The sequence below is a fragment of the Enterobacter quasimori genome, assembly GCF_018597345.1.
In the GTDB taxonomy this organism is placed as follows: Bacteria; Pseudomonadota; Gammaproteobacteria; order Enterobacterales; family Enterobacteriaceae; genus Enterobacter; species Enterobacter mori.
Map to the genome: position 1 here is coordinate 629,537 of NZ_JAHEVU010000002.1, position 20,416 is coordinate 649,952.

General features: G+C 53.5%; 21 protein-coding genes. 10 read left to right on the forward strand and 11 right to left on the reverse strand.

The window, feature by feature from the left end:
• Positions 1-38: 38 nt before the first annotated feature.
• The 5 genes from KK102_RS11285 to KK102_RS11305 form a co-directional block, all read right to left on the reverse strand.
• Positions 39-755 carry an ABC transporter ATP-binding protein gene (locus KK102_RS11285; protein ID WP_216357606.1) on the reverse strand — a complete coding sequence of 239 codons (717 nt, stop codon included), beginning with the start codon at positions 753-755 and terminating at the stop codon, positions 39-41.
• Positions 752-1,627 (reverse strand): ABC transporter ATP-binding protein, encoded by an 876-nt coding sequence (locus KK102_RS11290; protein ID WP_216357607.1) that lies wholly within the window; start codon positions 1,625-1,627, stop codon positions 752-754. The genes KK102_RS11285 and KK102_RS11290 overlap by 4 nt, the downstream gene beginning before the upstream one ends.
• The gene (gene livM, locus KK102_RS11295; protein ID WP_216357682.1) at positions 1,624-2,898 is read right to left on the reverse strand and encodes a high-affinity branched-chain amino acid ABC transporter permease LivM; all 1,275 of its coding nucleotides are present in this window, start codon (positions 2,896-2,898) and stop codon (positions 1,624-1,626) included. Before livM ends, KK102_RS11290 begins: the two co-directional genes overlap by 4 nt.
• Positions 2,899-2,909: 11 nt before the next feature.
• A complete protein-coding gene (locus tag KK102_RS11300; protein ID WP_089598431.1) occupies positions 2,910-3,824 on the reverse strand; it encodes an ABC transporter permease subunit in 915 nt (304 codons plus the stop codon).
• 97 nt (positions 3,825-3,921) lie between these two features.
• Positions 3,922-5,043 carry a branched-chain amino acid ABC transporter substrate-binding protein gene (locus KK102_RS11305; protein ID WP_126545475.1) on the reverse strand — a complete coding sequence of 374 codons (1,122 nt, stop codon included), beginning with the start codon at positions 5,041-5,043 and terminating at the stop codon, positions 3,922-3,924.
• Positions 5,044-5,467: 424 nt separating this feature from the next.
• Here KK102_RS11305 and KK102_RS11310 point away from each other — a divergent pair, with 424 nt between their 5' ends.
• Positions 5,468-6,136, forward strand: coding sequence for a YecA/YgfB family protein (locus tag KK102_RS11310; protein ID WP_216357608.1), 669 nt, complete (start codon positions 5,468-5,470; stop codon positions 6,134-6,136).
• A gap of 33 nt (positions 6,137-6,169) precedes the next feature.
• Here the strand turns inward: KK102_RS11310 and tyrP are convergent, their stop codons facing one another.
• The 3 genes from tyrP to yecR all read right to left on the reverse strand — a co-directional run bounded on the left by tyrP (position 6,170) and on the right by yecR (position 8,633).
• Complete coding sequence (tyrP, locus tag KK102_RS11315) at positions 6,170-7,381, reverse strand: tyrosine transporter TyrP (protein ID WP_216357609.1); 1,212 nt, start codon at positions 7,379-7,381, stop codon at positions 6,170-6,172.
• A 213-nt stretch (positions 7,382-7,594) separates the two neighbouring features.
• A complete protein-coding gene (gene ftnA / locus KK102_RS11320; protein ID WP_216357610.1) occupies positions 7,595-8,092 on the reverse strand; it encodes a non-heme ferritin in 498 nt (165 codons plus the stop codon).
• Between the two features lie 202 nt (positions 8,093-8,294).
• Positions 8,295-8,633, reverse strand: a complete 339-nt coding sequence (gene yecR / locus KK102_RS11325; protein WP_216357611.1) for a YecR family lipoprotein — start codon at positions 8,631-8,633, stop codon at positions 8,295-8,297.
• Between the two features lie 246 nt (positions 8,634-8,879).
• Between yecR and KK102_RS11330 the strand changes: the two genes are divergently transcribed.
• The 3 genes from KK102_RS11330 to KK102_RS11340 all read left to right on the forward strand — a co-directional run bounded on the left by KK102_RS11330 (position 8,880) and on the right by KK102_RS11340 (position 10,194).
• Complete coding sequence (locus tag KK102_RS11330; RefSeq protein WP_126545470.1) at positions 8,880-9,518, forward strand: RpiB/LacA/LacB family sugar-phosphate isomerase; 639 nt, start codon at positions 8,880-8,882, stop codon at positions 9,516-9,518.
• Between the two features lie 234 nt (positions 9,519-9,752).
• On the forward strand, positions 9,753-9,836 hold the full coding sequence (gene azuC / locus KK102_RS11335) for a stress response protein AzuC (protein WP_003859682.1): 84 nt from the start codon (positions 9,753-9,755) through the stop codon (positions 9,834-9,836).
• Between the two features lie 106 nt (positions 9,837-9,942).
• Complete coding sequence (locus tag KK102_RS11340; RefSeq protein WP_006176098.1) at positions 9,943-10,194, forward strand: DUF2766 family protein; 252 nt, start codon at positions 9,943-9,945, stop codon at positions 10,192-10,194.
• 40 nt (positions 10,195-10,234) lie between these two features.
• Here the strand turns inward: KK102_RS11340 and KK102_RS11345 are convergent, their stop codons facing one another.
• Entirely contained in the window at positions 10,235-11,578 is a 1,344-nt protein-coding gene (locus tag KK102_RS11345; RefSeq protein ID WP_216357612.1) for an anaerobic C4-dicarboxylate transporter, read from the reverse strand.
• A 149-nt stretch (positions 11,579-11,727) separates the two neighbouring features.
• Entirely contained in the window at positions 11,728-12,231 is a 504-nt protein-coding gene (locus tag KK102_RS11350; protein WP_010432470.1) for a non-heme ferritin-like protein, read from the reverse strand.
• A gap of 505 nt (positions 12,232-12,736) precedes the next feature.
• Here KK102_RS11350 and KK102_RS11355 point away from each other — a divergent pair.
• The 6 genes from KK102_RS11355 (at position 12,737) to otsA (ending at position 19,535) form a co-directional block, all read left to right on the forward strand.
• Positions 12,737-13,294: a DJ-1/PfpI family protein gene (locus KK102_RS11355; protein ID WP_126545468.1), complete on the forward strand. Its 558-nt coding sequence runs from the start codon at positions 12,737-12,739 to the stop codon at positions 13,292-13,294.
• A gap of 316 nt (positions 13,295-13,610) precedes the next feature.
• Positions 13,611-14,600: an arabinose ABC transporter substrate-binding protein AraF gene (gene araF / locus KK102_RS11360; RefSeq protein WP_008500409.1), complete on the forward strand. Its 990-nt coding sequence runs from the start codon at positions 13,611-13,613 to the stop codon at positions 14,598-14,600.
• A gap of 70 nt (positions 14,601-14,670) precedes the next feature.
• Positions 14,671-16,185, forward strand: coding sequence for an L-arabinose ABC transporter ATP-binding protein AraG (gene araG, locus KK102_RS11365; protein WP_216357613.1), 1,515 nt, complete (start codon positions 14,671-14,673; stop codon positions 16,183-16,185).
• A gap of 14 nt (positions 16,186-16,199) precedes the next feature.
• Complete coding sequence (araH, locus tag KK102_RS11370; RefSeq protein WP_216357614.1) at positions 16,200-17,180, forward strand: L-arabinose ABC transporter permease AraH; 981 nt, start codon at positions 16,200-16,202, stop codon at positions 17,178-17,180.
• A gap of 152 nt (positions 17,181-17,332) precedes the next feature.
• Positions 17,333-18,136 (forward strand): trehalose-phosphatase, encoded by an 804-nt coding sequence (otsB, locus tag KK102_RS11375; protein ID WP_216357615.1) that lies wholly within the window; start codon positions 17,333-17,335, stop codon positions 18,134-18,136.
• Positions 18,111-19,535, forward strand: coding sequence for an alpha,alpha-trehalose-phosphate synthase (gene otsA / locus KK102_RS11380; RefSeq protein WP_100166006.1), 1,425 nt, complete (start codon positions 18,111-18,113; stop codon positions 19,533-19,535). Before otsB ends, otsA begins: the two co-directional genes overlap by 26 nt.
• Positions 19,536-19,550: 15 nt before the next feature.
• Here the strand turns inward: otsA and uspC are convergent, their stop codons facing one another.
• Positions 19,551-19,979 (reverse strand): universal stress protein UspC, encoded by a 429-nt coding sequence (gene uspC / locus KK102_RS11385; protein ID WP_216357616.1) that lies wholly within the window; start codon positions 19,977-19,979, stop codon positions 19,551-19,553.
• Between the last annotated feature and the right edge of the window lie 437 nt (positions 19,980-20,416).

The following is a 20,416-nucleotide window of genomic DNA, read 5'->3' on the forward strand; positions in this document are numbered from 1 at the left end:
CCACCGAAAGGTGGTTTTTTTGTGCCTGCAATTTACGCTCAAACCCCACCCAGATACGCTTTCATCACCTCCTGATTCCCCAGCAGCTCATCGCCGCTGCCGCTCAGCCGGATCTGTCCGTTGACCATCACGTAGCCGCGGTCGGACAGCTTCAGCGCGTGGTGCGCATTCTGCTCAACCAAAAAAATGGTCATGCCGTTGCGTGCCAGCTCGCGCAGCGTCTGGAAAATCTGTTTTACCACGATAGGCGCCAGGCCCAGGCTGGGTTCATCCAGCAGCAGCAGCTTAGGGCGGCTCATTAAGGCACGCGCAATCGCCAGCATCTGCTGTTCTCCGCCGGACATGGTCATTGCCCGCTGTTTACGCCGCTCCTTGAGGCGGGGGAAAAGGTCGAACATGCTTTGCATGTCTTCAGATGCAAACTGGTTTCCAATCGGGATGGTGCCCATCAGCAGGTTCTCTTCCACCGTCATATCCGGAAAGATACGCCGACCTTCGGGCGCCTGGGCGATACCGCCGGACGCGACGTAGTGGGTGGATTTATGGCTGATATCCTCTCCGCAAAACAGGATCTGCCCACTACGGACCCGGGGTTGACCGAAGATAGACATCAATAATGTCGACTTTCCCGCGCCGTTAGCGCCAATCAACGCCACGGTTTCGCCTTTGTTAACCTCAAGGGAAACTTGCTTCAGTGCCTGGATCACGCCGTAGAAAACGTCCACCTCCCGAAATTCCAGCATCGTTTCGCTCACAGGTTAACCTCGCTCTCTTCGGTGCCAAGGTAGGCGGCAATCACTTTCTCATCGTGCTGGATCTGCTCGGGTTTCCCCCGCGCGATGACGTCTCCGTGGTCGAGCACAATAATGTCGTCCGAAATCTCCATGACCATCCCCATATCATGCTCAATCAGTAATACCGTGATGTCGTGGTGGTCGCGCAGAAAACGGATAATGCTGCTGAGCTTGTGCGTTTCCACCGGGTTCAGGCCTGCGGCAGGTTCATCAAGGCAGATCATCTCCGGTCCGGTACACATTGCCCGGGCAATTTCGAGGCGTCGCTGTTGACCGTAAGACATCTCCCCCGCGAGGCGATTGGCGCAGTCCACCAGGTCCACCACTTCCAGCCAGTAAAATGCGCGATCGAGGGCATCACTTTCCGCCCGACGCCAGGCGGGGGTGTTGAGCACACCGGCGAGGAGATTACGGTTTACACGCATATGCTGTGCAACCAGCAGGTTTTCGACGACCGACATCTCGCGAAACAGGCGGATATTCTGGAACGTGCGCGCCAGTCCCGCGCGGTTAACCAGGTGTGTTCCGCCGAACATTTTGTAGAAAAGACGCGACCCTAGCCGGGCCGGGTTAATCCAGTCGCCGGGCTGGAATCTTTGACCGAGAACCTGAATCACATTGGTGGTTTTACTGCGGGTGTTGAATAAGATAGAGCCGCCGGACGCCCTGTAGAAGCCCGTCAGGCAGTTGAACACGGTTGTTTTCCCCGCCCCGTTAGGCCCGATGAGGGCGGTAATCGACCCGCGTTGTACATCAAGGTTGACGTCATTTAGCGCTTTAATCCCGCCAAAGTGCATCATCAGGTGCTCAACGCGTAATATGGTTCCGTTCATGGCGCGACCCCCTTACGCACGGCATAGCCGCTGCGGTTAATGCGGATCAAACCGCGCGGACGCCAGATCATCATGACCACCATCAACACGCCAAACAGCAGGACGCGATACTCGGCAAAGCTGCGCAGCAGTTCCGGCGTGACGGTCAGGACAAAGGCGGCCAGCACGACGCCCAGCGTTGAACCCATCCCGCCCAGCACCACGATGGCCAGAATCAGTGCGGATTCAAAAAAGGTAAAGGAGGTGGGATTAACGAACCCCTGATAGGTGGCGAAGAAGACCCCCGCAATCCCGGCCGTTGATGCGCCCAGCGTAAAAGCAGAAAGCTTCACCAGCACGTGATTAAGACCCATCGAGCGGCAGGCAATTTCATCTTCGCGTAAGGCCTCCCACGCCCGACCAATCGGCATTCGCGTCAGGCGGTGCTTGATGTAGAGCACCATCAGCACCACCAGGAACAGCACGGCGTAAATAAAGATAAACTTCATGTTCGGGTTATAGGTCAGATGGAAAAACTCGTGGAAGGGGACGCCGCCTTCTTTGGCGCGCCGGCCAAACTCCAGGCCAAAAAAGGTGGGGGCAGGGGCTGAAACGCCGTTCGGGCCGCCAGTGAAGGTCAGCCAGTTATTGAGCACCAGGCGGATAATCTCGCCAAACCCGAGCGTCACGATGGCCAGATAGTCCCCATGCATGCGAAGCACCGGGAAGCCAAGCAGCGCACCGGCGGCGGCGGCCATCAGCGCCGCCAGCGGCAGCATGCTCCAGAACCCTAACCCCAGATACTGATACCCCAGCGCGAGGCCATACGCGCCAATCGCGTAAAAGGCGACGTATCCCAGATCCAACAGTCCCGCAAGGCCGACCACAATATTCAGCCCGAGGCCGAGCAGAACATAGATCAGCCCCAGAATGGCAACGGTCAGCACGTATTTGGTCGCCACAAACGGAAAGCAGATCGCAAGCGTAATAACCAGCGGAATAATCCAGCGCATGCGGCTCTTGTATCCGGGAGGGCGGACATACACCCCTGCGCTGTCCGCTTCAAACCTCGCCTGAAAACGCGCACCGGGGGCGGTCTGCAGGAAAGTCGTTAGCAAAAAACGGCCCAGCATGACGATGACAATAATCCACGCCAGCCGGTGTCCGGCAAAGTTAAAGCTGTAACCGTCGAGCACCACGCCAGCGATAGGGCCAAAGATAATCAAAGCAACCAGCCCGGAAAATACGGCATCCAGAATGCAGCGTTTAAGGGAGAAAGCGGCAGATGTCATCGTCTTCACCCTCACACCTTCGCCACGACGGGGCGGCCCAGCAGACCCTGAGGACGGAAAATCAGGATCAATACCAGCAGCCCAAACGAGAAGACGTCTTTATAATCCGAGTTCACCATTCCGGAGAACTGCGCTTCCGCCACCCCCAGTATCAACCCGCCGAGCATGGCGCCAGGCAGAGAGCCGATGCCGCCCAGCACCGCCGCCGTAAAGGCTTTTATGCCGATGACAAAGCCCACGTAGAAATCAAAGGTGCCATAGTTCATGGTGATCAATACCCCCGCCAGCCCGGCCATGGCCGCGCCGATGACAAAGACCAGCGAAATAATTCTGTCGGTATTGATCCCCAGAATGGAGGCCATTTTACGATCCTGCTGCACCGCACGACACATCCGCCCCAGCCGGGTATGGCTGATTATCCAGGTAAGCAGCAGCATGCCCGCGAACGAGGCGATCAGAATAAAGATCTTGGTGTAGGTGATCTGGACGAAACCTTCTCCCAGATGCACGCGAAGTACGCCGTCCAGCATGGTTGGCACGCCTTGCTGACGGGGACCCTGGCTCAGCTGGGCGTAGTTTTGCAAAATCAGCGACATCCCGATGGCGGAGATGAGCGGTGCCAGTCGGGTGGAGTTTCGCAGGGGTTTATAGGCGATGCGCTCAATAGTCCAGCCATACACGCCCGTCACCACGATGGTGAACGCCAGCGTGCCCAGAATCAGCAGGGGAAACGACTCAAGACCGAAGAATGACAGCAGGGCCAGCCCGATGGCGCAGAGGTAGGCCGAGATCATATACACTTCGCCATGGGCAAAGTTGATCATGCCAATGATGCCGTACACCATGGTGTAGCCGATGGCGATTAAGCCGTAGACGGAGCCCAGCGTTAATCCGTTGATTAACTGTTGCAGGAAGAATGTACTCATCATCGCGCGCTCTTTTTATAGGCCGCAACGCGTGCGGCCCGATGTGTATTCCGCGTCGGCGGGCGAACCTGCCGACGTTGAGCGTGACTCCGTCCCGTTACTGCACTTCCTTATATTTTCCCTTGTCGTCCCACTGATAAACCACGTAGTCAGACACTTTTAAATCGCCTTTGCTGTCCCATGCTTTTTTGCCCATCACCGTGTCGACGGCGTTCGCTTTCAGCCACTCGCTGGCTTTGGCGGAGTCTTTGCCTCCGGTGGCCTTGAAGGCGGCGGCAATGGCCTGGATAGAGGCATATGAGTAAAGGGTATAGCCTTCTGGTTCGAATTTACCGGCGCGGAATTTCTCAATCACCGCTTTACCGTCCGGGATCAGTCGCGGATCTTTACCAAAGGTCATGTAGATACCGTTGGTGTACTGCGGGCCACCCGCGGCGGTAACCATCTCTTCATTGACGATACAGTCCCCTGAAAAGAATTTCGCCTGTACGCCCTGTTCACGCATCTGGCGCACCAGCGGGCCCGCCTCAGGGTGGCAGCCCCCGAAGAACACCACGTCCGGTTTTTGCGCGCCAATTTTCGTTACCAGCGCGTTAAAGTCTTTTTCCCCACGCGATAAGCCTTCATACATCACATCCTTCACGCCGCGTTTGGCAAGCGCCGCTTTGGTGGCGTCCGCTAACCCCTGACCGTAGGTGTCTTTATCGTGAATGATCGCCACGCGTTTGGCCTTCAGCTTATCGATGATGAAGTCGCTGGCGACTTGCCCCTGCTGATCGTCCCGGCCGCACATGCGGAACATATCGCTCATGCCGCGCTCGGTAATGAGTGGGTTAGTCGAACCGGGGGTGATGGCAATAATGCCCGCATCGCTATACACCTCGGAGGCGGGCATGGTGGAAGAGGAGCAGAAATGGCCGACAACCGCATTGACTTTGTCCTGGTCGACTAAACGGTTAGCGACGGCAACAGCCTGCTTAGGCTCGCAGGCATCATCTCCCTGAACCAGCTTAATTTTCTCACCGTTGATCCCTCCCGCGGCGTTAATGTCTTCTGCGGCCTGCGTTGCGCCATGCCAGTACTGATCGCCATAGGTGGCATTTGGGCCTGTAAACGGCCCGGCCACGCCAATCACAATATCGGCCTGGGCGGAAAATGCCGTCACCAGACAACCGGCTAACACAAGAGAAAGAGGACTTCTGATAAATTTCAGCGACATTATTGTGTTCCTTAGCAAAGAGGTTTTTGCACCACGGCGTCAACCCAAACGCCCTACGGCGCAGCCAATCTATAAATAAGATCGAGAACAACATGCACTAAACGAACAAAATCCAGGCCACATCCTGCTTAATACGGCGAGGTTTCCATGCGCAGTTGCGCGCAGAACATTAAGCAAAATCGTTGCCAGAATGGTTAACCCATTGACCGGGTTGTGACATAGTTGAGTATAGAGCGCCGATTTACGCAGCCTTGCGGGACGCACTGAAATTACAGCGGAGATCACATCTCGTTAACAACAAAGCCCATAAGTTGTGCAAGGGTCACGATTTGCACGTTTTTGCAGCAATAAAGACCTCAACTTCCGCCGGGAAAGGCGTAGGTTATGTGTTAGGATCGTTTCCTTTTCATCAGGAGTGTCAGCGATGACTGAAGGCCCATTAAATGAAAGCGAAATGGAGTGGCTTGAAGAGACGTTAATGTCTTACGGTCATGACGATGCGTCCGTGATTGACGTGTCCGAACTGGACGGCATGCTTACCGCAGTGCTTTCCGGCCCAAGGGTGGTTGAACCCGATGCCTGGCTGGTAGCGGTCTGGGGCGGCGAGAAGTACATTCCGCGCTGGAAAAACGATCGTGAAATGAATCGTTTTATCGATCTCTGCTTTAAGCATATGAACGACATTGCTGAGCGCCTGAGCGAGTATCCGGATCAGTTCGAGCCCATGTTTGGTTTTAACGACGTTGATGGCCAAAGCTACACCGTGGTTGAAGAGTGGTGCTATGGCTATATGCGCGGCGTGGCGCTGACCGACTGGTCGTCACTGCCTGACGAACTGAAAGCCGAACTGGATGTGATTGCCCTACACGGAACGGAAGAGGGCAGCGAAAAGCTGGATGAGCTGACCGAAGAGGAGTATACGGCCAGCATCGAGAGCATCCAGCCCGCGGCGCTGCGTTTATACAACTACTGGGTTGCCCATCCGCAGCAGCAGGAAACACAAAAACCAATTATTAACGGCACGAAGGTCGGGCGTAACGATCCGTGCCCGTGCGGCAGCGGGAAGAAGTTCAAGAGCTGTTGTTTGCATTAATAAAGAAAGGGGCTAATCGTAGCCCCTTTTTTATTACCCCACTTCCGGCAGCATTCCCGCTGCTATGAGGAATTGCACCAGAATAATCACCACGCCGCAGGCAAACACGATGCACAGCAGCGGTTTACCCCCCGCCACGCGATAACCCTGCTGAGGATGCTGCTGACGGCTCTTCCATGCCAGCAGGGAAGGCAACAGCAGCGCGAGGACGGATAACGCCACGCCCGCATAGCCCAGCGCCATCACAAAGCCACGCGGATAGAACAGCGCAAAGGCCAGTGGCGGCAGGAAGGTAATTGCACCCGTTTGCAAGCGTCCGGCAACGGTATTGCGGCGCTGGAACAGATCGGCCAGATAATCAAACAGGCCGAGCGCCACGCCCAAAAACGACGTCGCCAGCGCCAGGTCAGCGAATAAATGTACCGCCAGCTCGACGTGTGGAGAGGTCACCACCTCACGCAGCGCCATCAGGAAACCATTCAGTCCGGAATGCGCAGCCATTAAACCGATAAAGGTTGAGGAGTCAATGCTGCCCAGCGTGACCAGCTGCCAGAAGATGTAGGCGACCAGCGGAATCGCGCTGCCGATGATAAAGATGCGGCGGAGCTTGCGGGTATCGCCATTCATATAGCTGACGATACTCGGCACGCTGCCGTGAAAGCCGAACGAGGTGAAAATCACCGGGATCGCGGAAAGCGCCAGCCCTTTCTCCAGCGGCAGCGTCAGCAGGTTAATCTTGTGAACGTGCGGCGCGAGCAGAGCCAGCATCACAACCAGGAAAATAATCTTGGCGCTGAACAGAAAGCGGTTAAAGAGATCGACCAGCGATGTGCCAATACACACCACGCTGCCGCCGACGAGTGCGAAGAAGACCGCGCCCGTGCCGGGCGTAACCTGTGTGCCAAACCCGTCATTGACGCTGGACGCGATCAGCTCTCCGGCTCCGCTAATGTAGGCAGCCGTCAGGGCGTACATCAGGAACATCATGCTAAAGCCTGTAACCCACTGGCCATAGCGTCCCAGGTAGCGTGCAGCCAGCGAACCTAAACCCGTGTCGGCAGGGACGTGCTGATAAACCTCCAGCAGCAGCAGAGCGGTGTAACACATCAACGCCCAGAGTGTGGCGAGAAGCAATAAGGTTACGCCAAATCCGACGCCTGCGGCCGCCAACGGCATGGCCAGCATTCCTGCGCCAATCGTCGTTCCTGCGACGATGAAAATACTTCCCAGAGCTCTGTTTTTCACGCTTTCCTCTACAACGATTCTTAATCGCGACCTAATCTGCGGCGCAGAGTAAGGGAAAAGCGTTAACTCGTCAAATCACCGTTACAACGTGTGTAACTTTAAGTTTACGATTTGGCGAGGGACAAGCATGTATTGAACGGTGAGGTGAAGGGAAGAGGTAATAAATAGAGGGGGGCATTAAAACGGTGCTGAGCGTTCAGCACCGTAGGGGAATTAATTCTGCGCGTCGAGGGTCGCCAGTTCTTTATCAATAAAGTAAAGACCTTCACCTGATTTACCGGCCAGAGACAATTTATCCAGCACGGATTTAAACAGTTTTTCTTCTTCGTGTTGCTCGGCGACGTACCATTGCAGGAAATTAAAGGTTGGATAATCCTGGCTGGTCATTGCAGCGTGAACCAGTTCATTAATTTTCTGAGTGATCAGCTGTTCGTGCTCGTAAGTGGCGCGGAACAGTTCATCAAGAGAACCGTATTCAGCAACCGGAGAGGCAACCGTATCAATGCGCGGCAGGCTGCCCGTATCTGTCAGATAATCAAAGAGACGCTGCATGTGCGTCATCTCTTCCTGTGCGTGACGACGCAGAAACGCGGCGGCACCTTCAAAGCTGTGATAGCTGCACCAGGCGCTCATCTGCTGGTAAAGAAGGGATGAATAAAGCTCAAGGTTCATTTGAGCATTGAGCTTGTCGATCATTTCAGTTTTCAGCATGGTGGCGCTCCGGTTTATTATTTCTGGTTCACAATGAGCGACACTATAATTTGTTATTTAATTATTTGCAAAACGTAAAATAAATATTTGTTTATTTAAAAATACGAATGGGAATAACACGCATTGGCACTTTTTTATATTTATTAATGAGAATTGTTTGTGTTCTTAATTAAAAGACTGCCAGCGGTGCTGGCAGACAACATTAATACCATGGATTCGTGACGCCAGGATTCACGGCGTAGCCCATGCATTTATACTGAATGGTCACGCTCTCGTTCAGACATAGCGATCCGCTAATCAGGGTACAGGTTTTGACAGGCTGACCATAGGCGGAGGCGGAGGCATATCCCATGCCCTGACAGGCTTTCACTGCGGTGCCGTTATTCACATACGCATCGGAATGGGCGTTTTGCAGCATGGCCTGGCCGTAGTCGAGGCGGACAATCCCGTTGGGGGCGTCAAGATGACTGACCTCCGCCTGACGGTTAACGTTGCACCCCGCGAGAAGCAGGAGCGTTCCGGCGATGATTACTCTTTTCATGGTTCATTCTGCGTGAAGAGGAAATACGCTATTTTAGCGTCCACCGTTTCAGTCAATGCCTCGAATAGCCTGAGGATCAACCCTTTCTCTTCGCAACGAACAGCATCAGGTCACGAAACTGTGAGCGCAATTGTGTTTTTTAAAACACATTTTCACTTAATTTGAAAGAGTGTTTGTTTGATAGTAAGGTTAAGGGGATACGGTATCCACAGCGGGCTTGTCCGCCACACATTCAGGAGAGACACGATGAAAATTGCGCTGATGATGGAAAACAGCCAGGCAGCTAAAAATCCCATCATCCTTAATGAGCTAAAAGCCGTTGCCGATGAAAAAGGCTTCCCGGTGTATAACGTCGGGATGAGCGACGAAAACGATCACCATCTTACCTATATCCATCTTGGGATTATGGCGAGCATTCTGCTGAATTCCAAAGCCGTGGATTTTGTCGTGACCGGCTGCGGTACCGGCCAGGGGGCGCTGATGTCGCTCAATATCCATCCGGGCGTAATTTGCGGCTATTGCATCGATCCTGCAGACGCCTTCCTGTTTGCGCAGATCAACAACGGTAACGCGCTGTCCCTGCCATTTGCCAAAGGCTTTGGCTGGGGTGCTGAATTGAACGTGCGCTTTATCTTTGAGAAAGCCTTCACGGGCCGTAACGGCGAGGGGTATCCGCCAGAGCGTAAAGAGCCGCAGGTGCGTAATGCGGGGATCCTGAACCAGGTGAAAGCGGCGGTGGTAAAAGAAAATTACCTCGATACCCTGCGCGCCATCGATCCTGAACTGGTGAAAACCGCCGTATCCGGTCAACGTTTCCAGCAGTGTTTCTTTGAAAACTGCCAGGATAAAGAGATCGAAGCCTTCGTGCGTGGGATTGTTGGCTAACAGCCTGTGATTGCATCCATAACGTTCCAGGCGTATCAAAATTTTTTATAAAAATTTACTGGAATTTATATTGGCGTAACCTGTGGATTTTGCAGCTTTTTCCGTAACATTGTTGTAGCACTGGTGGATTTGTTGATGTGATGCCCATCACAAAATGATTGATTTTTGTGATGGTGGTCATATTATAAGCGCATTGACAATAACACCTGCATAACACGTTACTGGAGCATCATAATGAAACTGCGCAAAATCCTGAAAAGCATGTGGGCTAACTACTGCACGACTTTCAAAGACGTCCCACCGGGCGCGATGTTCTGATAAAAAACCTGCTTCGGCAGGTTTTTTTATGCCTGCAAGCGACGAGAAAGAGATGAAAGGGCGCGCGGTTTGCTACTATGGCGGCCTTTAACTAAGGAGAAACCCCATGTCACAAAACCTGAGCGCCGATCAGGAACTGGTCTCTGACGTCGTTGCCTGTCAGCTGGTTATTAAGCAAATCCTTGATGTGATTGACGTTATCGCGCCTGTCGAAGTACGTGAAAAAATGTCGACCCAGCTGAAAAACATCGATTTCACCAGCCATCCCGCGGCGGCCGATCCGGTTACGCTTCGCGCCATTCAGAAAGCCATCGCGCTGATTGAGCTGCGATTCACCCCGCAGGGCGAGTCTCACTAAGCCGTGAAACGGGCGACCCTGTCAGTCGCCCGAGGGACGGTCAGAAGAAGGTCTGGACCAGCAGGTAGCTCGCCGCGCAGGCACAGCTCACGCCGATCAGCCCCGGCAGGATGAAGCTGTGGTTGATGATAAATTTGCCGATGCGGGTGGTGCCTGAACGGTCAAATCCAATGCAGGCCAGATCGCTGGGGTAGGTCGGTAAGACAAAGTAGCCGTACGAGGCCGGGAAAAAGGCGATCAGCATTTTCGGATCGATGCCCAGCATTAACCCCATCGGCGCAACCGCAGTTAACGCCGCCGCCTGGCTGTTCACCAGTTTAGAAACCAGAAACAGTACAATGGCATAGGTCCACGGGTGGCTTTTGACGACCCCTTCCAGCGCCATTTTCAGTTCATCCAGATGCGCCTGGAAAAAGGTATCGCTCATCCACGCCACGCCAAACACCGAGAAGATTGCAACCATTCCCGCTTTAAACACCGCACCGTTCGAGATGGCAGAGGCATTCACCTTGCAGGCCATTAGCATGACAGCACCGGCAATCAGCATCATCATCTGGATGACCAGGTTCATCGAAAGCGCCGCCATTTTGCCTTTTACCTCAAAAGCAGGGCGCAGTTCAGGCAGGGCTCCCAGCAGAACCACGATGGCAATCCCGGTGAAGAAGATCCAGGTGGACCAGTAGGCCTGTTTCGGGAAGCGCTGATTCATCAGCGTTTCCGTGCTGCCATAGATAAACTCCCGCTGTTTCGGATCTTTCAGCTTTTCCTGAAACTCCACGTCATCCGCTAAGTCTTTGCCGCGACGCAAACTCCACAGGGCCGCAATCGCCACCCCAAACAGCGAGGCAGGTACGGATACGGCGAGGATCTCCAGGATCCCCCACGCGTGACCGATTCCGTGCTGCGCGCCGAGAATCGACACCAGCGACACAACCGCGACCGATACAGGCGAGGCGGTGATGGCCATTTGCGAGGCCACGGAGGCTACCGCCATGGGGCGCTCCGGGCGGATCCCTTTTTTCAGCGCAATATCGGCAATAATGGGGAACATGGTGTACACCACGTGGCCCGTGCCGCACAGAAAGGTCAGCATCCAGGTGGTGAAGGGGGCGAGGAGCGTGATGTGCTGCGGATGTTTGCGCAACAGACGCTCGGCGAACTGCATCATCACGTTCAGCCCACCGGCAGTCTGCAGAGTGGCCGCACAGCCAATCACCGCGAGAATGGTCAGCATCACGTCAACCGGCGGTTTGCCGGGTTGCAGCCCAAAAATGAAGCTCAGAATAAACAGGCCAATACCGCTTATTAGCCCCAGTCCCATCCCGCCAAAGCGGGTCCCGACCAGCAGACAGGCAATAACAACAATAAACTCAATGGTGATCATGATGCTCCCTCGTCAAACATTATGTAATTAAATAAATCATTACACGATGTGTGGTTATTCATTGGGAGCAAGATCTGATTTGTTAAATCTCAGACAAAGCAGGAGGTTGTGGGAGGAACCTGCCCCGGTCAGGAGCAGGTCAGTCGCGCTCAGTGGCGCTGAACGGTGACAATGTCGAGCAGATGACGGTCAGTTTGCTCCGGGCATAAACCGGCATGCTTCGCATTGCGGAGTTCGTCCGCAAGCGTTTTGAGCAGCGTACCGTCCTGCTGCTGCTCTTTGTCCATATCGCGCAGGAATTTCAGGGTAATGCTGTCGTGCTGCGCTTTGGCTTCATCAGCCAGTTTGCTGAGTGTGCTGCAGCGCTGTTCATACTCTTCAAGCGTTTTCTGGAACAATTCTTCCAGCGAAGAGTAGTTATCGTCGATCGTGTCCAGGGCTTTTACGATAGGGTTCGCCCCTACAGCTTTCAGAAAGTTAAAGACGCGCATCATATGCGTGACGTTACTTTGCGCCTGAGTGCGAAAGAACGTGGCTGAACCATTGAGACTGTTTTCGGAGCACCACGCGCTCAAATGCAGGTGCAAATTGGAGGCGTAGAACTCCAGGTTCATTTGGGCATTCAGTTTTTGCATCATCGTTTGGGTAGTCATACTCATATCCTTATTGACTGTGGGACGTGATGTCCGCAGCTAAACCTGACCCGGCAGGTAGATAAAATTACAGGCAGAAGGCAATTCTGCATTGACGGAAGTTGATCGAATATTCACATCCTGTGTTCGATATAAATAAGCATACCCTTGTCTCTGGATTAAGAAAACTCTTAATTGTCCCGTATTTACCATACATTACAAATTTTAATATAGTACAGAATATCAAACAGATGGATATAAATTAACACATAAATAAGTGATTGATTTTGCAGTGCATTGATATATTTACTGCTCAGGATACACAGCGTTAAATAGTCTGGTAACAGAATATTCTGTGAATAGAAGAAATATGCATCATTAATTCAAAATATATTCTATGGGCGTAAAATTGCGCTAAATCAATTTTTGTAAAAATGACGGTAATGTGATCGCCATGCAGGATTGTTCCAGATGATTTTGTGAAAATGAAACAGTGTTTTAATCCATTCCATTCACTGAGGTTAACATGGCGAACGTTGCGGTGCTGCTGGCACCTGGTTTTGAGGAAGCAGAAGCAATTATTACGATTGATATTCTGCGTCGGTTGAATATTGAGGTGGAAACCCTGGCTTGCGCAGAATCTCGGGCGGTAGTGAGCTACCATAACATCCCGATGGTGGCAGACAGTACGTTATCCGAGCGTCTGAACACGCTTTACGATGCGGTGGTGCTACCCGGAGGGCCGCAGGGAAGCGTCAATCTGGCCGCCAGCCGGGACGTCATCCGCTTTGTGTCCACACATGATGAAAGTGGAAAATTAATTTGTCCCCTCTGTTCTGCCGCAGCGCGCGTGCTTGGCGGGAACGGGTTACTCAAAGGACGCCGTTACGTCTGCTCGGGAGATTTATGGGAAACCGTAACGGACGGTGAATACGTGGATGCACCGGTCGTCGAGGATAAAAACCTGATCAGCGGTAAAGGTCTGGGCCACGCGTTTGACTTTGCGCTGACCCTTTCTGCTCGCCTGTTGGGTGACGAAGCGCCTGTCCGCGATCACGCGGATCACATCTATTACGCCTGGTAATTTTCCTGCCGGACGTCATGGCGTCCGGCTGTCAGGGACTTCTTGGCTAATCTTATGGATTATTCTGCTGAACCCTATTTTAATTGTCTGACAATTCCTGCCATTTTTATGTCATTTTCCGCTGAATTTATGTACGCAATTACTGTAATTCTGCGGTGTGATGCCGCTCTCTTATGGATGATTAATTTCCCGCTAAAACTATCACCAGCACTAACGCTTATGACGAGGTAAGCGCTAATGCCTTGTTTTAAGTCCGATTAAATAAGAAGCACGCAAATATTCCCTACAGAAAAGATTGCTAAAGCTGGAGTTTACCATGCACAAATTTACTAAAGCGCTGGCGGCCATCGGCCTGGCTGCCGTTATGTCACAATCCGCTATCGCTGAAAATTTAAAACTCGGTTTTTTGGTTAAACAGCCTGAAGAACCCTGGTTCCAGACCGAGTGGAAATTCGCCGATAAAGCCGGAAAAGATTTAGGTTTTGAAGTGATTAAAATCGCCGTACCGGACGGTGAGAAAACCCTGAACGCCATCGACAGCCTGGCGGCCAGCGGTGCGAAAGGGTTTGTTATCTGTACCCCGGATCCGAAACTGGGTTCAGCGATTGCCGCCAAAGCACGTGGCTATGACATGAAGGTCATTGCGGTTGATGACCAGTTCGTGAACGCCAAAGGTAAGCCGATGGACAGCGTCCCGCTGGTGATGATGGCGGCGACCAAAATCGGCGAACGTCAGGGCCAGGAACTCTATAAAGAGATGCAAAAACGCGGCTGGGATGTGAAGGAGACCGCGGTGATGGCGATTACCGCTGACGAGCTGGACACGGCGCGCCGTCGTACGACCGGGTCAATGGACGCGCTGAAAGCAGCCGGCTTCCCGGAAAAGCAGATCTACAAAGTCCCCACCAAATCTAACGACATCCCGGGCGCGTTCGACGCGGCTAACTCTATGCTGGTCCAGCATCCGGAAGTCAAACACTGGCTGGTGGTCGGCATGAACGACAACACCGTGCTGGGCGGCGTGCGCGCAACCGAAGGCCAGGGCTTCAAGGCGCCTGACGTTATCGGCATCGGCATCAACGGCGTGGACGCGGTCAGCGAACTGTCCAAAGCGCAGGCAACCGGCTTCTATGGCTCGCTGCTGCCAAGCCCGGACGTTCACGGCTACAAATCCAGCGAAATGCTCTACAACTGGGTGACCAAAGGGGCTGAACCGCCGAAATTCACCGAAGTGACCGACGTGGTGCTGATCACCCGCGACAACTTCAAAGAGGAGCTGGCGAAAAAAGGACTGGGCGGTAAGTAATACGCTGTGATTGTGCCCCTCATTTACCTGAGGGGCCAGACGTACACACTACAGGAATCACGGAGTCGTTATGCAACAGTCTGATCCCTATCTCTCTTTTCGCGGCATCGGGAAAACGTTCCCCGGTGTTAACGCGCTGACCGATATCAGCTTTGACTGCCATGCCGGTCAGGTTCACGCCCTGATGGGGGAGAACGGCGCGGGAAAATCCACGCTGTTGAAAATTCTCAGCGGTAACTACACCCCCACAACCGGCACGCTGGCGATACGCGGCGAAGAGGTGGCGTTTGCCGATACGACGGCGGCCCTCAATGCCGGGGTCGCCATCATCTATCAGGAACTGCACCTCATTCCTGAAATGACCGTGGCAGAGAACATCTATTTAGGTCAGCTTCCGCACAAAAGCGGCGTGGTAAATCGTTCGCTACTCAATTACGAAGCGGGGCTGCAGCTTAAACACCTTGGGCTGGATGTCGATCCGCAAACGCCCCTGAAATATCTCTCCATCGGCCAGTGGCAGATGGTTGAAATTGCCAAGGCGCTGGCGCGTAACGCCAAGATTATCGCCTTTGATGAACCGACCAGTTCGCTCTCCGCACGTGAAATTGAAAATCTGTTCCGCGTGATCCGCGAGCTGCGCAAAGAAGGGCGCATTATTCTGTACGTTTCGCACCGTATGGAGGAGATCTTTGCCCTAAGCGATGCCATCACCGTGTTTAAGGACGGTCGCTACGTGCGGACGTTCACGGACATGGCACAGGTTAACCATGACCAGCTGGTTCAGGCGATGGTCGGACGCGAGCTGGGCGATATTTACCACTGGCAGCCGCGCGAGTACGGCCCGGAGCGCCTGCGCCTGGATAACGTTAAAGCGCCCGGCGTGCGCACGCCGATTTCTCTTTCGGTGCGCAGCGGGGAAATCGTCGGGCTGTTTGGCCTTGTCGGGGCAGGGCGCAGCGAACTGATGAAAGGGTTGTTTGGCGGCACGCGGATCTCAGAGGGGCAGGTCTCTATTGACGGGCAAAAAATCGATATCCAGAAGCCCGCCCACGCGATCAATGCGGGCATGATGCTCTGCCCGGAAGATCGCAAAGCGGAGGGGATCATTCCGGTCCACTCGGTACGCGACAACATCAATATCTCTGCGAGACGCAAATACCTCCGCGCGGGGTGCCTGATCGATGACGGCTGGGAAGCGAGCAACGCCGACCATCATATCCGCTCGCTGAACATCAAAACGCCGGGTGCGGAACAGCTGATCATGAATCTCTCCGGCGGTAATCAGCAAAAAGCCATTCTGGGCCGCTGGCTGTCGGAAGATATGAAGGTCATTTTGCTGGATGAGCCGACGCGCGGTATCGACGTGGGGGCAAAACACGAAATCTATAACGTGATTTATGAACTGGCAAAACGCGGCGTGGCGGTGCTGTTCGCCTCCAGCGATCTGCCTGAGGTGCTTGGCGTTGCCGACCGCATCGTCGTGATGCGTGAAGGTGAAATTGCCGGTGAGTTGCTGCATGAACAGGCGAATGAACAACAGGCGTTGAGTCTCGCCATGCCTAAAGTTAGCCAGGCTGTCGCCTGAGTAAGGAGTCAATGATGTCCTCTGTAACTACATCCGGAGCGCCGAAGTCGGCTTTCAGTTTTGGCCGCATCTGGGACCAGTACGGTATGCTGGTGGTCTTTGCCGCGCTGTTCCTCGCCTGCGCGATTTTTGTGCCGAACTTTGCCACCTTCATTAATATGAAGGGGCTGGGGCTGGCAATCTCCATGTCCGGCATGGTGGCCTGCGGCATGCTGTTCTGCCTGGCGTCGGGCGATTTTGACCTGTCGGTGGCCTCGGTAATTGCCTGTGCAGGCGTGACCACGGCAGTCGTCATCAACATGACCGAGAGCCTGTGGATTGGCGTCTTTGCAGGGTTGATGCTCGGTGTGCTGAGCGGCCTGGTGAACGGGTTTGTGATTGCCCGCCTGAAGATTAACGCCCTGATCACGACGCTTGCGACCATGCAAATCGTGCGCGGTCTGGCCTACATCATCTCCGACGGGAAAGCCGTGGGGATCGAAGACGAGCGCTTCTTTACCCTGGGCTATGCCAACTGGCTGGGCCTGCCCGCGCCAATCTGGCTGACGGTCGCCTGCCTGATCCTGTTTGGCTTCCTGCTTAACCGCACCACGTTTGGCCGTAACACGCTGGCGATTGGCGGGAATGAAGAGGCGGCGCGCCTGGCGGGGGTTCCGGTGGTGCGCACCAAGATCATTATCTTTGTGCTTTCCGGGCTGGTCTCCGCAGCAGCAGGGATCATTCTGGCGTCGCGCATGACCAGCGGCCAGCCGATGACTTCCATTGGTTATGAGCTGATCGTCATCTCAGCCTGCGTTTTAGGGGGCGTTTCCCTGAAAGGCGGCATCGGAAAAATCTCATATGTAGTGGCCGGTATCCTGATTTTGGGGACGGTGGAGAACGCCATGAACCTGTTGAATATTTCGCCATTCTCGCAGTACGTGGTGCGTGGTCTGATCCTGCTCGCAGCCGTGATTTTCGACCGTTACAAGCAAAAAGCGAAGCGTACCCTTTAACGCCTTTCCGCGCTTTTTATTGCTCAACTAATAACCATAGTTGACCCCTTAACCGCCCCGCCAGTTTTACTGACGGGGCGGTTGTCAAATGGCGAGCACCGTCACACTGTCTATACTTACATGGCTGTTTACTCACTGTAAGGAGGAAAAGGGTGGCTGACTTGTTAACCGCACCGCCTGTACTGCCCGGAAAATTTGCTTTCTTTTTTGACCTCGACGGAACGCTCGCCGGGATAAAGCCGCATCCTGATGAGGTCGTCGTACCGGATACGGTGTTAGAGAATTTGCAGCAGCTCTCGCGGATGAACCAGGGAGCACTGGCATTGATTTCAGGGCGCTCAATGGCCGAGCTGGACGTGCTCGCCAGTCCATATCACTTTCCGCTGGCCGGTGTACACGGAGCGGAGCGCCGCGATATCCATGATCAACAGCATATTGTCTCACTCCCCGATGCCTTAATTCAGTCGCTGCATGCTCATCTCTCTTCTGCTCTGGAGGCGCTGCCGGGTACCGAGCTGGAAGCCAAAGGTATGGCCTTTGCTCTGCACTATCGTCAGGCACCGCATCATGAAGCGGCAGTCTTTGCCATCGCCCGCGGCGTGGCCGATGCGCACCCGGAGCTCGCGTTACAGCCGGGGAAGTGCGTCATTGAGATTAAACCTGAAGGGATCAACAAAGGCGCTGCTATTGCGGCGTTTATGGCCGAGCCGCCTTTTCAGGGGCGTAAGCCGGTATTTTTGGGGGATGACCTGACCGATGAGGCCGGGTTTATGGTGGTTAATAAGGCCGGCGGGATGTCTGTCAAAGTCGGGCCAGGGGAAACGTGTGCCGGATGGCGGCTGGAAAGCGTCGCCAGCGTCTGGCAGTGGATATCTGACGTCGCTAACCAGCAACAACAACAAATAGCGCAACACAACGGGAGAAATCTATATGGGTCGCTTAATCGTCGTCTCTAATCGCATTGCACCGCCGGATGATAAAAAAGCCAGCGCGGGTGGCCTGGCGGTGGGGGTATTAGGTGCCCTAAAAGCCGCCGGAGGACTCTGGTTTGGCTGGAGTGGGGAAATCAGTAATGAAGACAAGCCGCTTAAGAAAGTCTCGCGCGGCAACATTACGTGGGCCTCTTTCGCCCTGAACGAACAGGACTATAACGAATATTATTCCGAGTTCTCTAATGCCGTACTGTGGCCTGCCTTCCACTACCGCCTGGATCTGGTCAAATTCCAGCGCGAGTCTTATGAAGGCTATATGCGCGTTAATGCGCTGCTGGCCGATAAACTGCTGCCATTAATTAAAGAAGACGATATTTTATGGATCCACGATTATCATCTTCTGCCCTTTGCCAGAGAATTGAGAAGACGCGGCGTCAACAATCGCATCGGCTTCTTCCTGCATATTCCCTTCCCGACGCCGGAGATCTTCACGGCGCTTCCGCAGCACGACGAGATCCTGGAGGCACTGTCCGATTACGATCTCCTGGGTTTCCAGACTGAAAATGACAGGCTGGCTTTCCTCGACAGCGTGTCGGGTAAAACGCGGCTGGTTACGCATGGCGGTAAATCGCACGCGGCCTGGGGTAAAACCTTCCATACGGAGGTTTATCCTATCGGCATCGAGCCGGAAGAAATTGCCGAACAAGCGTCTGGCCCGTTGCCGCCAAAACTGGCACAGCTGAAAAATGAGCTTAAAAACGTTAAGAATATCTTTTCAGTAGAGCGCCTCGATTACTCCAAAGGCTTACCGGAGCGCTTCCTGGCGTATGAAACGTTACTGGAGAAATATCCGCAGCATCACGGCAAAATTCGCTATACGCAGATAGCGCCGACGTCGCGCGGCGAGGTGCAGGCTTATCAGGATATTCGTCACCAGCTGGAGACCGAAGCAGGGCGCATCAACGGCCGCTACGGACAGCTGGGCTGGACACCCCTTTTCTATCTGAATCAACACTTTGAGCGCAAGATCCTGATGAAGGTCTTCCGCTACGCGGACGTCGGGCTGGTGACGCCCCTGCGTGACGGGATGAATCTGGTGGCAAAGGAGTATGTAGCAGCACAAGATCCTGCGGACCCTGGGGTACTGGTGCTGTCTCAGTTTGCCGGTGCGGCGAATGAGCTTACTTCAGCACTCATCGTTAACCCTTACGATCGCGATGACGTCGCAAACGCCCTCCACCGCGCCTTAACCATGCCGCTGGCGGAGCGTATATCTCGCCATGCGGAGATGATGGAGACCATCCGTAAAAATGACATTAACCACTGGCAGGCTCGTTTTATAGACGATCTGCGTGAAATTGAACCGCAGAGCCATGAGGGACAGCTGCAAAAAAAGATCGCGACTTTCCCTAAACTGGCGTGATATTCCTCGGGGGCTTTATGAGCCCCCGAGAGGTACCAACAACACATCCACCTGGCTTGAGGCGACAATCGATTTCGCCGAACAGGCCGCACGAGAAAAAAAGCTCTGGTTATGATTACCGCAGATCACCAAATCAATATTCTGTTTTTGGCAAACGCTAAGAATATGTTCGTTTAATTCCCCGGTGGCAATAATGGTCTGGTGAACCGGATATTGTGCCTTTTCGACCAGCTCTCGCAGAAACTGCTGCGTTTCTTCCTGCAAAACCTCACGAATATCCTCCAGCATGGGGGCCGCCAGTTGATTGTACATTTCGGGTTCGGCCGTCAGCGTGATCAGGCTGATGCGGGCATTGGCGGGTCTGGCGATAGAAACGGCACGGGCGACGAGTTGATGACTTTCCGGCGAAACCGAGACAGAAACAAGAAGATGGGAGTAACTCATCACGCAATCCTTTGATGTCTGAACAACAAGGTTTCTTCAGCTTTACCGCGATTTCAAGACTTCCGCAAGGGGGGAATAGGGCATTAGTGTGAAGCTTATCATAATTATTCATTAATTATTCTTATAAGAAGAATAATTGCAAAGTGTGTCTAAATGAAAAAAATTAACAACTTAACGTAAATCACACTTTTTTTAGTCAGTCGCGTTAAATCGTTTTAACCTGTTATAAACACAATTTGAATGATCACGCAGTGAAATAAATTTTATGCGCTTTTTTCATAACTATATGTTTTTACTAAGTAATGGAAGTGTGACTGCCAAATGTACACGATGTGAATGATTGGCGTAGTCAATATAAGCAGAAAAAGCAACTCCTGTGCCGTATCTGTTCATGCGCATGCATGAGTATTCGCTCTTCAAGAATATAAAACAGTCTC

What these genes read in the sequence shown, in the direction of transcription:
- KK102_RS11290 (WP_216357607.1), bottom strand. Translation starts at nt 1,627, where the DNA reads ATGAACGGAACCATATTACGCGTTGAGCACCTGATGATGCACTTTGGC.
- livM (WP_216357682.1), bottom strand. Translation starts at nt 2,898, where the DNA reads ATGACATCTGCCGCTTTCTCCCTTAAACGCTGCATTCTGGATGCCGTA.
- KK102_RS11300 (WP_089598431.1), bottom strand. Translation starts at nt 3,824, where the DNA reads ATGAGTACATTCTTCCTGCAACAGTTAATCAACGGATTAACGCTGGGC.
- KK102_RS11305 (WP_126545475.1), bottom strand. Translation starts at nt 5,043, where the DNA reads ATGTCGCTGAAATTTATCAGAAGTCCTCTTTCTCTTGTGTTAGCCGGT.
- KK102_RS11310 (WP_216357608.1), top strand. Translation starts at nt 5,468, where the DNA reads ATGACTGAAGGCCCATTAAATGAAAGCGAAATGGAGTGGCTTGAAGAG.
- ftnA (WP_216357610.1), bottom strand. Translation starts at nt 8,092, where the DNA reads ATGCTGAAAACTGAAATGATCGACAAGCTCAATGCTCAAATGAACCTT.
- yecR (WP_216357611.1), bottom strand. Translation starts at nt 8,633, where the DNA reads ATGAAAAGAGTAATCATCGCCGGAACGCTCCTGCTTCTCGCGGGGTGC.
- KK102_RS11330 (WP_126545470.1), top strand. Translation starts at nt 8,880, where the DNA reads ATGAAAATTGCGCTGATGATGGAAAACAGCCAGGCAGCTAAAAATCCC.
- azuC (WP_003859682.1), top strand. Translation starts at nt 9,753, where the DNA reads ATGAAACTGCGCAAAATCCTGAAAAGCATGTGGGCTAACTACTGCACG.
- KK102_RS11340 (WP_006176098.1), top strand. Translation starts at nt 9,943, where the DNA reads ATGTCACAAAACCTGAGCGCCGATCAGGAACTGGTCTCTGACGTCGTT.
- KK102_RS11345 (WP_216357612.1), bottom strand. Translation starts at nt 11,578, where the DNA reads ATGATCACCATTGAGTTTATTGTTGTTATTGCCTGTCTGCTGGTCGGG.
- KK102_RS11350 (WP_010432470.1), bottom strand. Translation starts at nt 12,231, where the DNA reads ATGACTACCCAAACGATGATGCAAAAACTGAATGCCCAAATGAACCTG.
- KK102_RS11355 (WP_126545468.1), top strand. Translation starts at nt 12,737, where the DNA reads ATGGCGAACGTTGCGGTGCTGCTGGCACCTGGTTTTGAGGAAGCAGAA.
- araF (WP_008500409.1), top strand. Translation starts at nt 13,611, where the DNA reads ATGCACAAATTTACTAAAGCGCTGGCGGCCATCGGCCTGGCTGCCGTT.
- araG (WP_216357613.1), top strand. Translation starts at nt 14,671, where the DNA reads ATGCAACAGTCTGATCCCTATCTCTCTTTTCGCGGCATCGGGAAAACG.
- araH (WP_216357614.1), top strand. Translation starts at nt 16,200, where the DNA reads ATGTCCTCTGTAACTACATCCGGAGCGCCGAAGTCGGCTTTCAGTTTT.
- otsA (WP_100166006.1), top strand. Translation starts at nt 18,111, where the DNA reads ATGGGTCGCTTAATCGTCGTCTCTAATCGCATTGCACCGCCGGATGAT.
- uspC (WP_216357616.1), bottom strand. Translation starts at nt 19,979, where the DNA reads ATGAGTTACTCCCATCTTCTTGTTTCTGTCTCGGTTTCGCCGGAAAGT.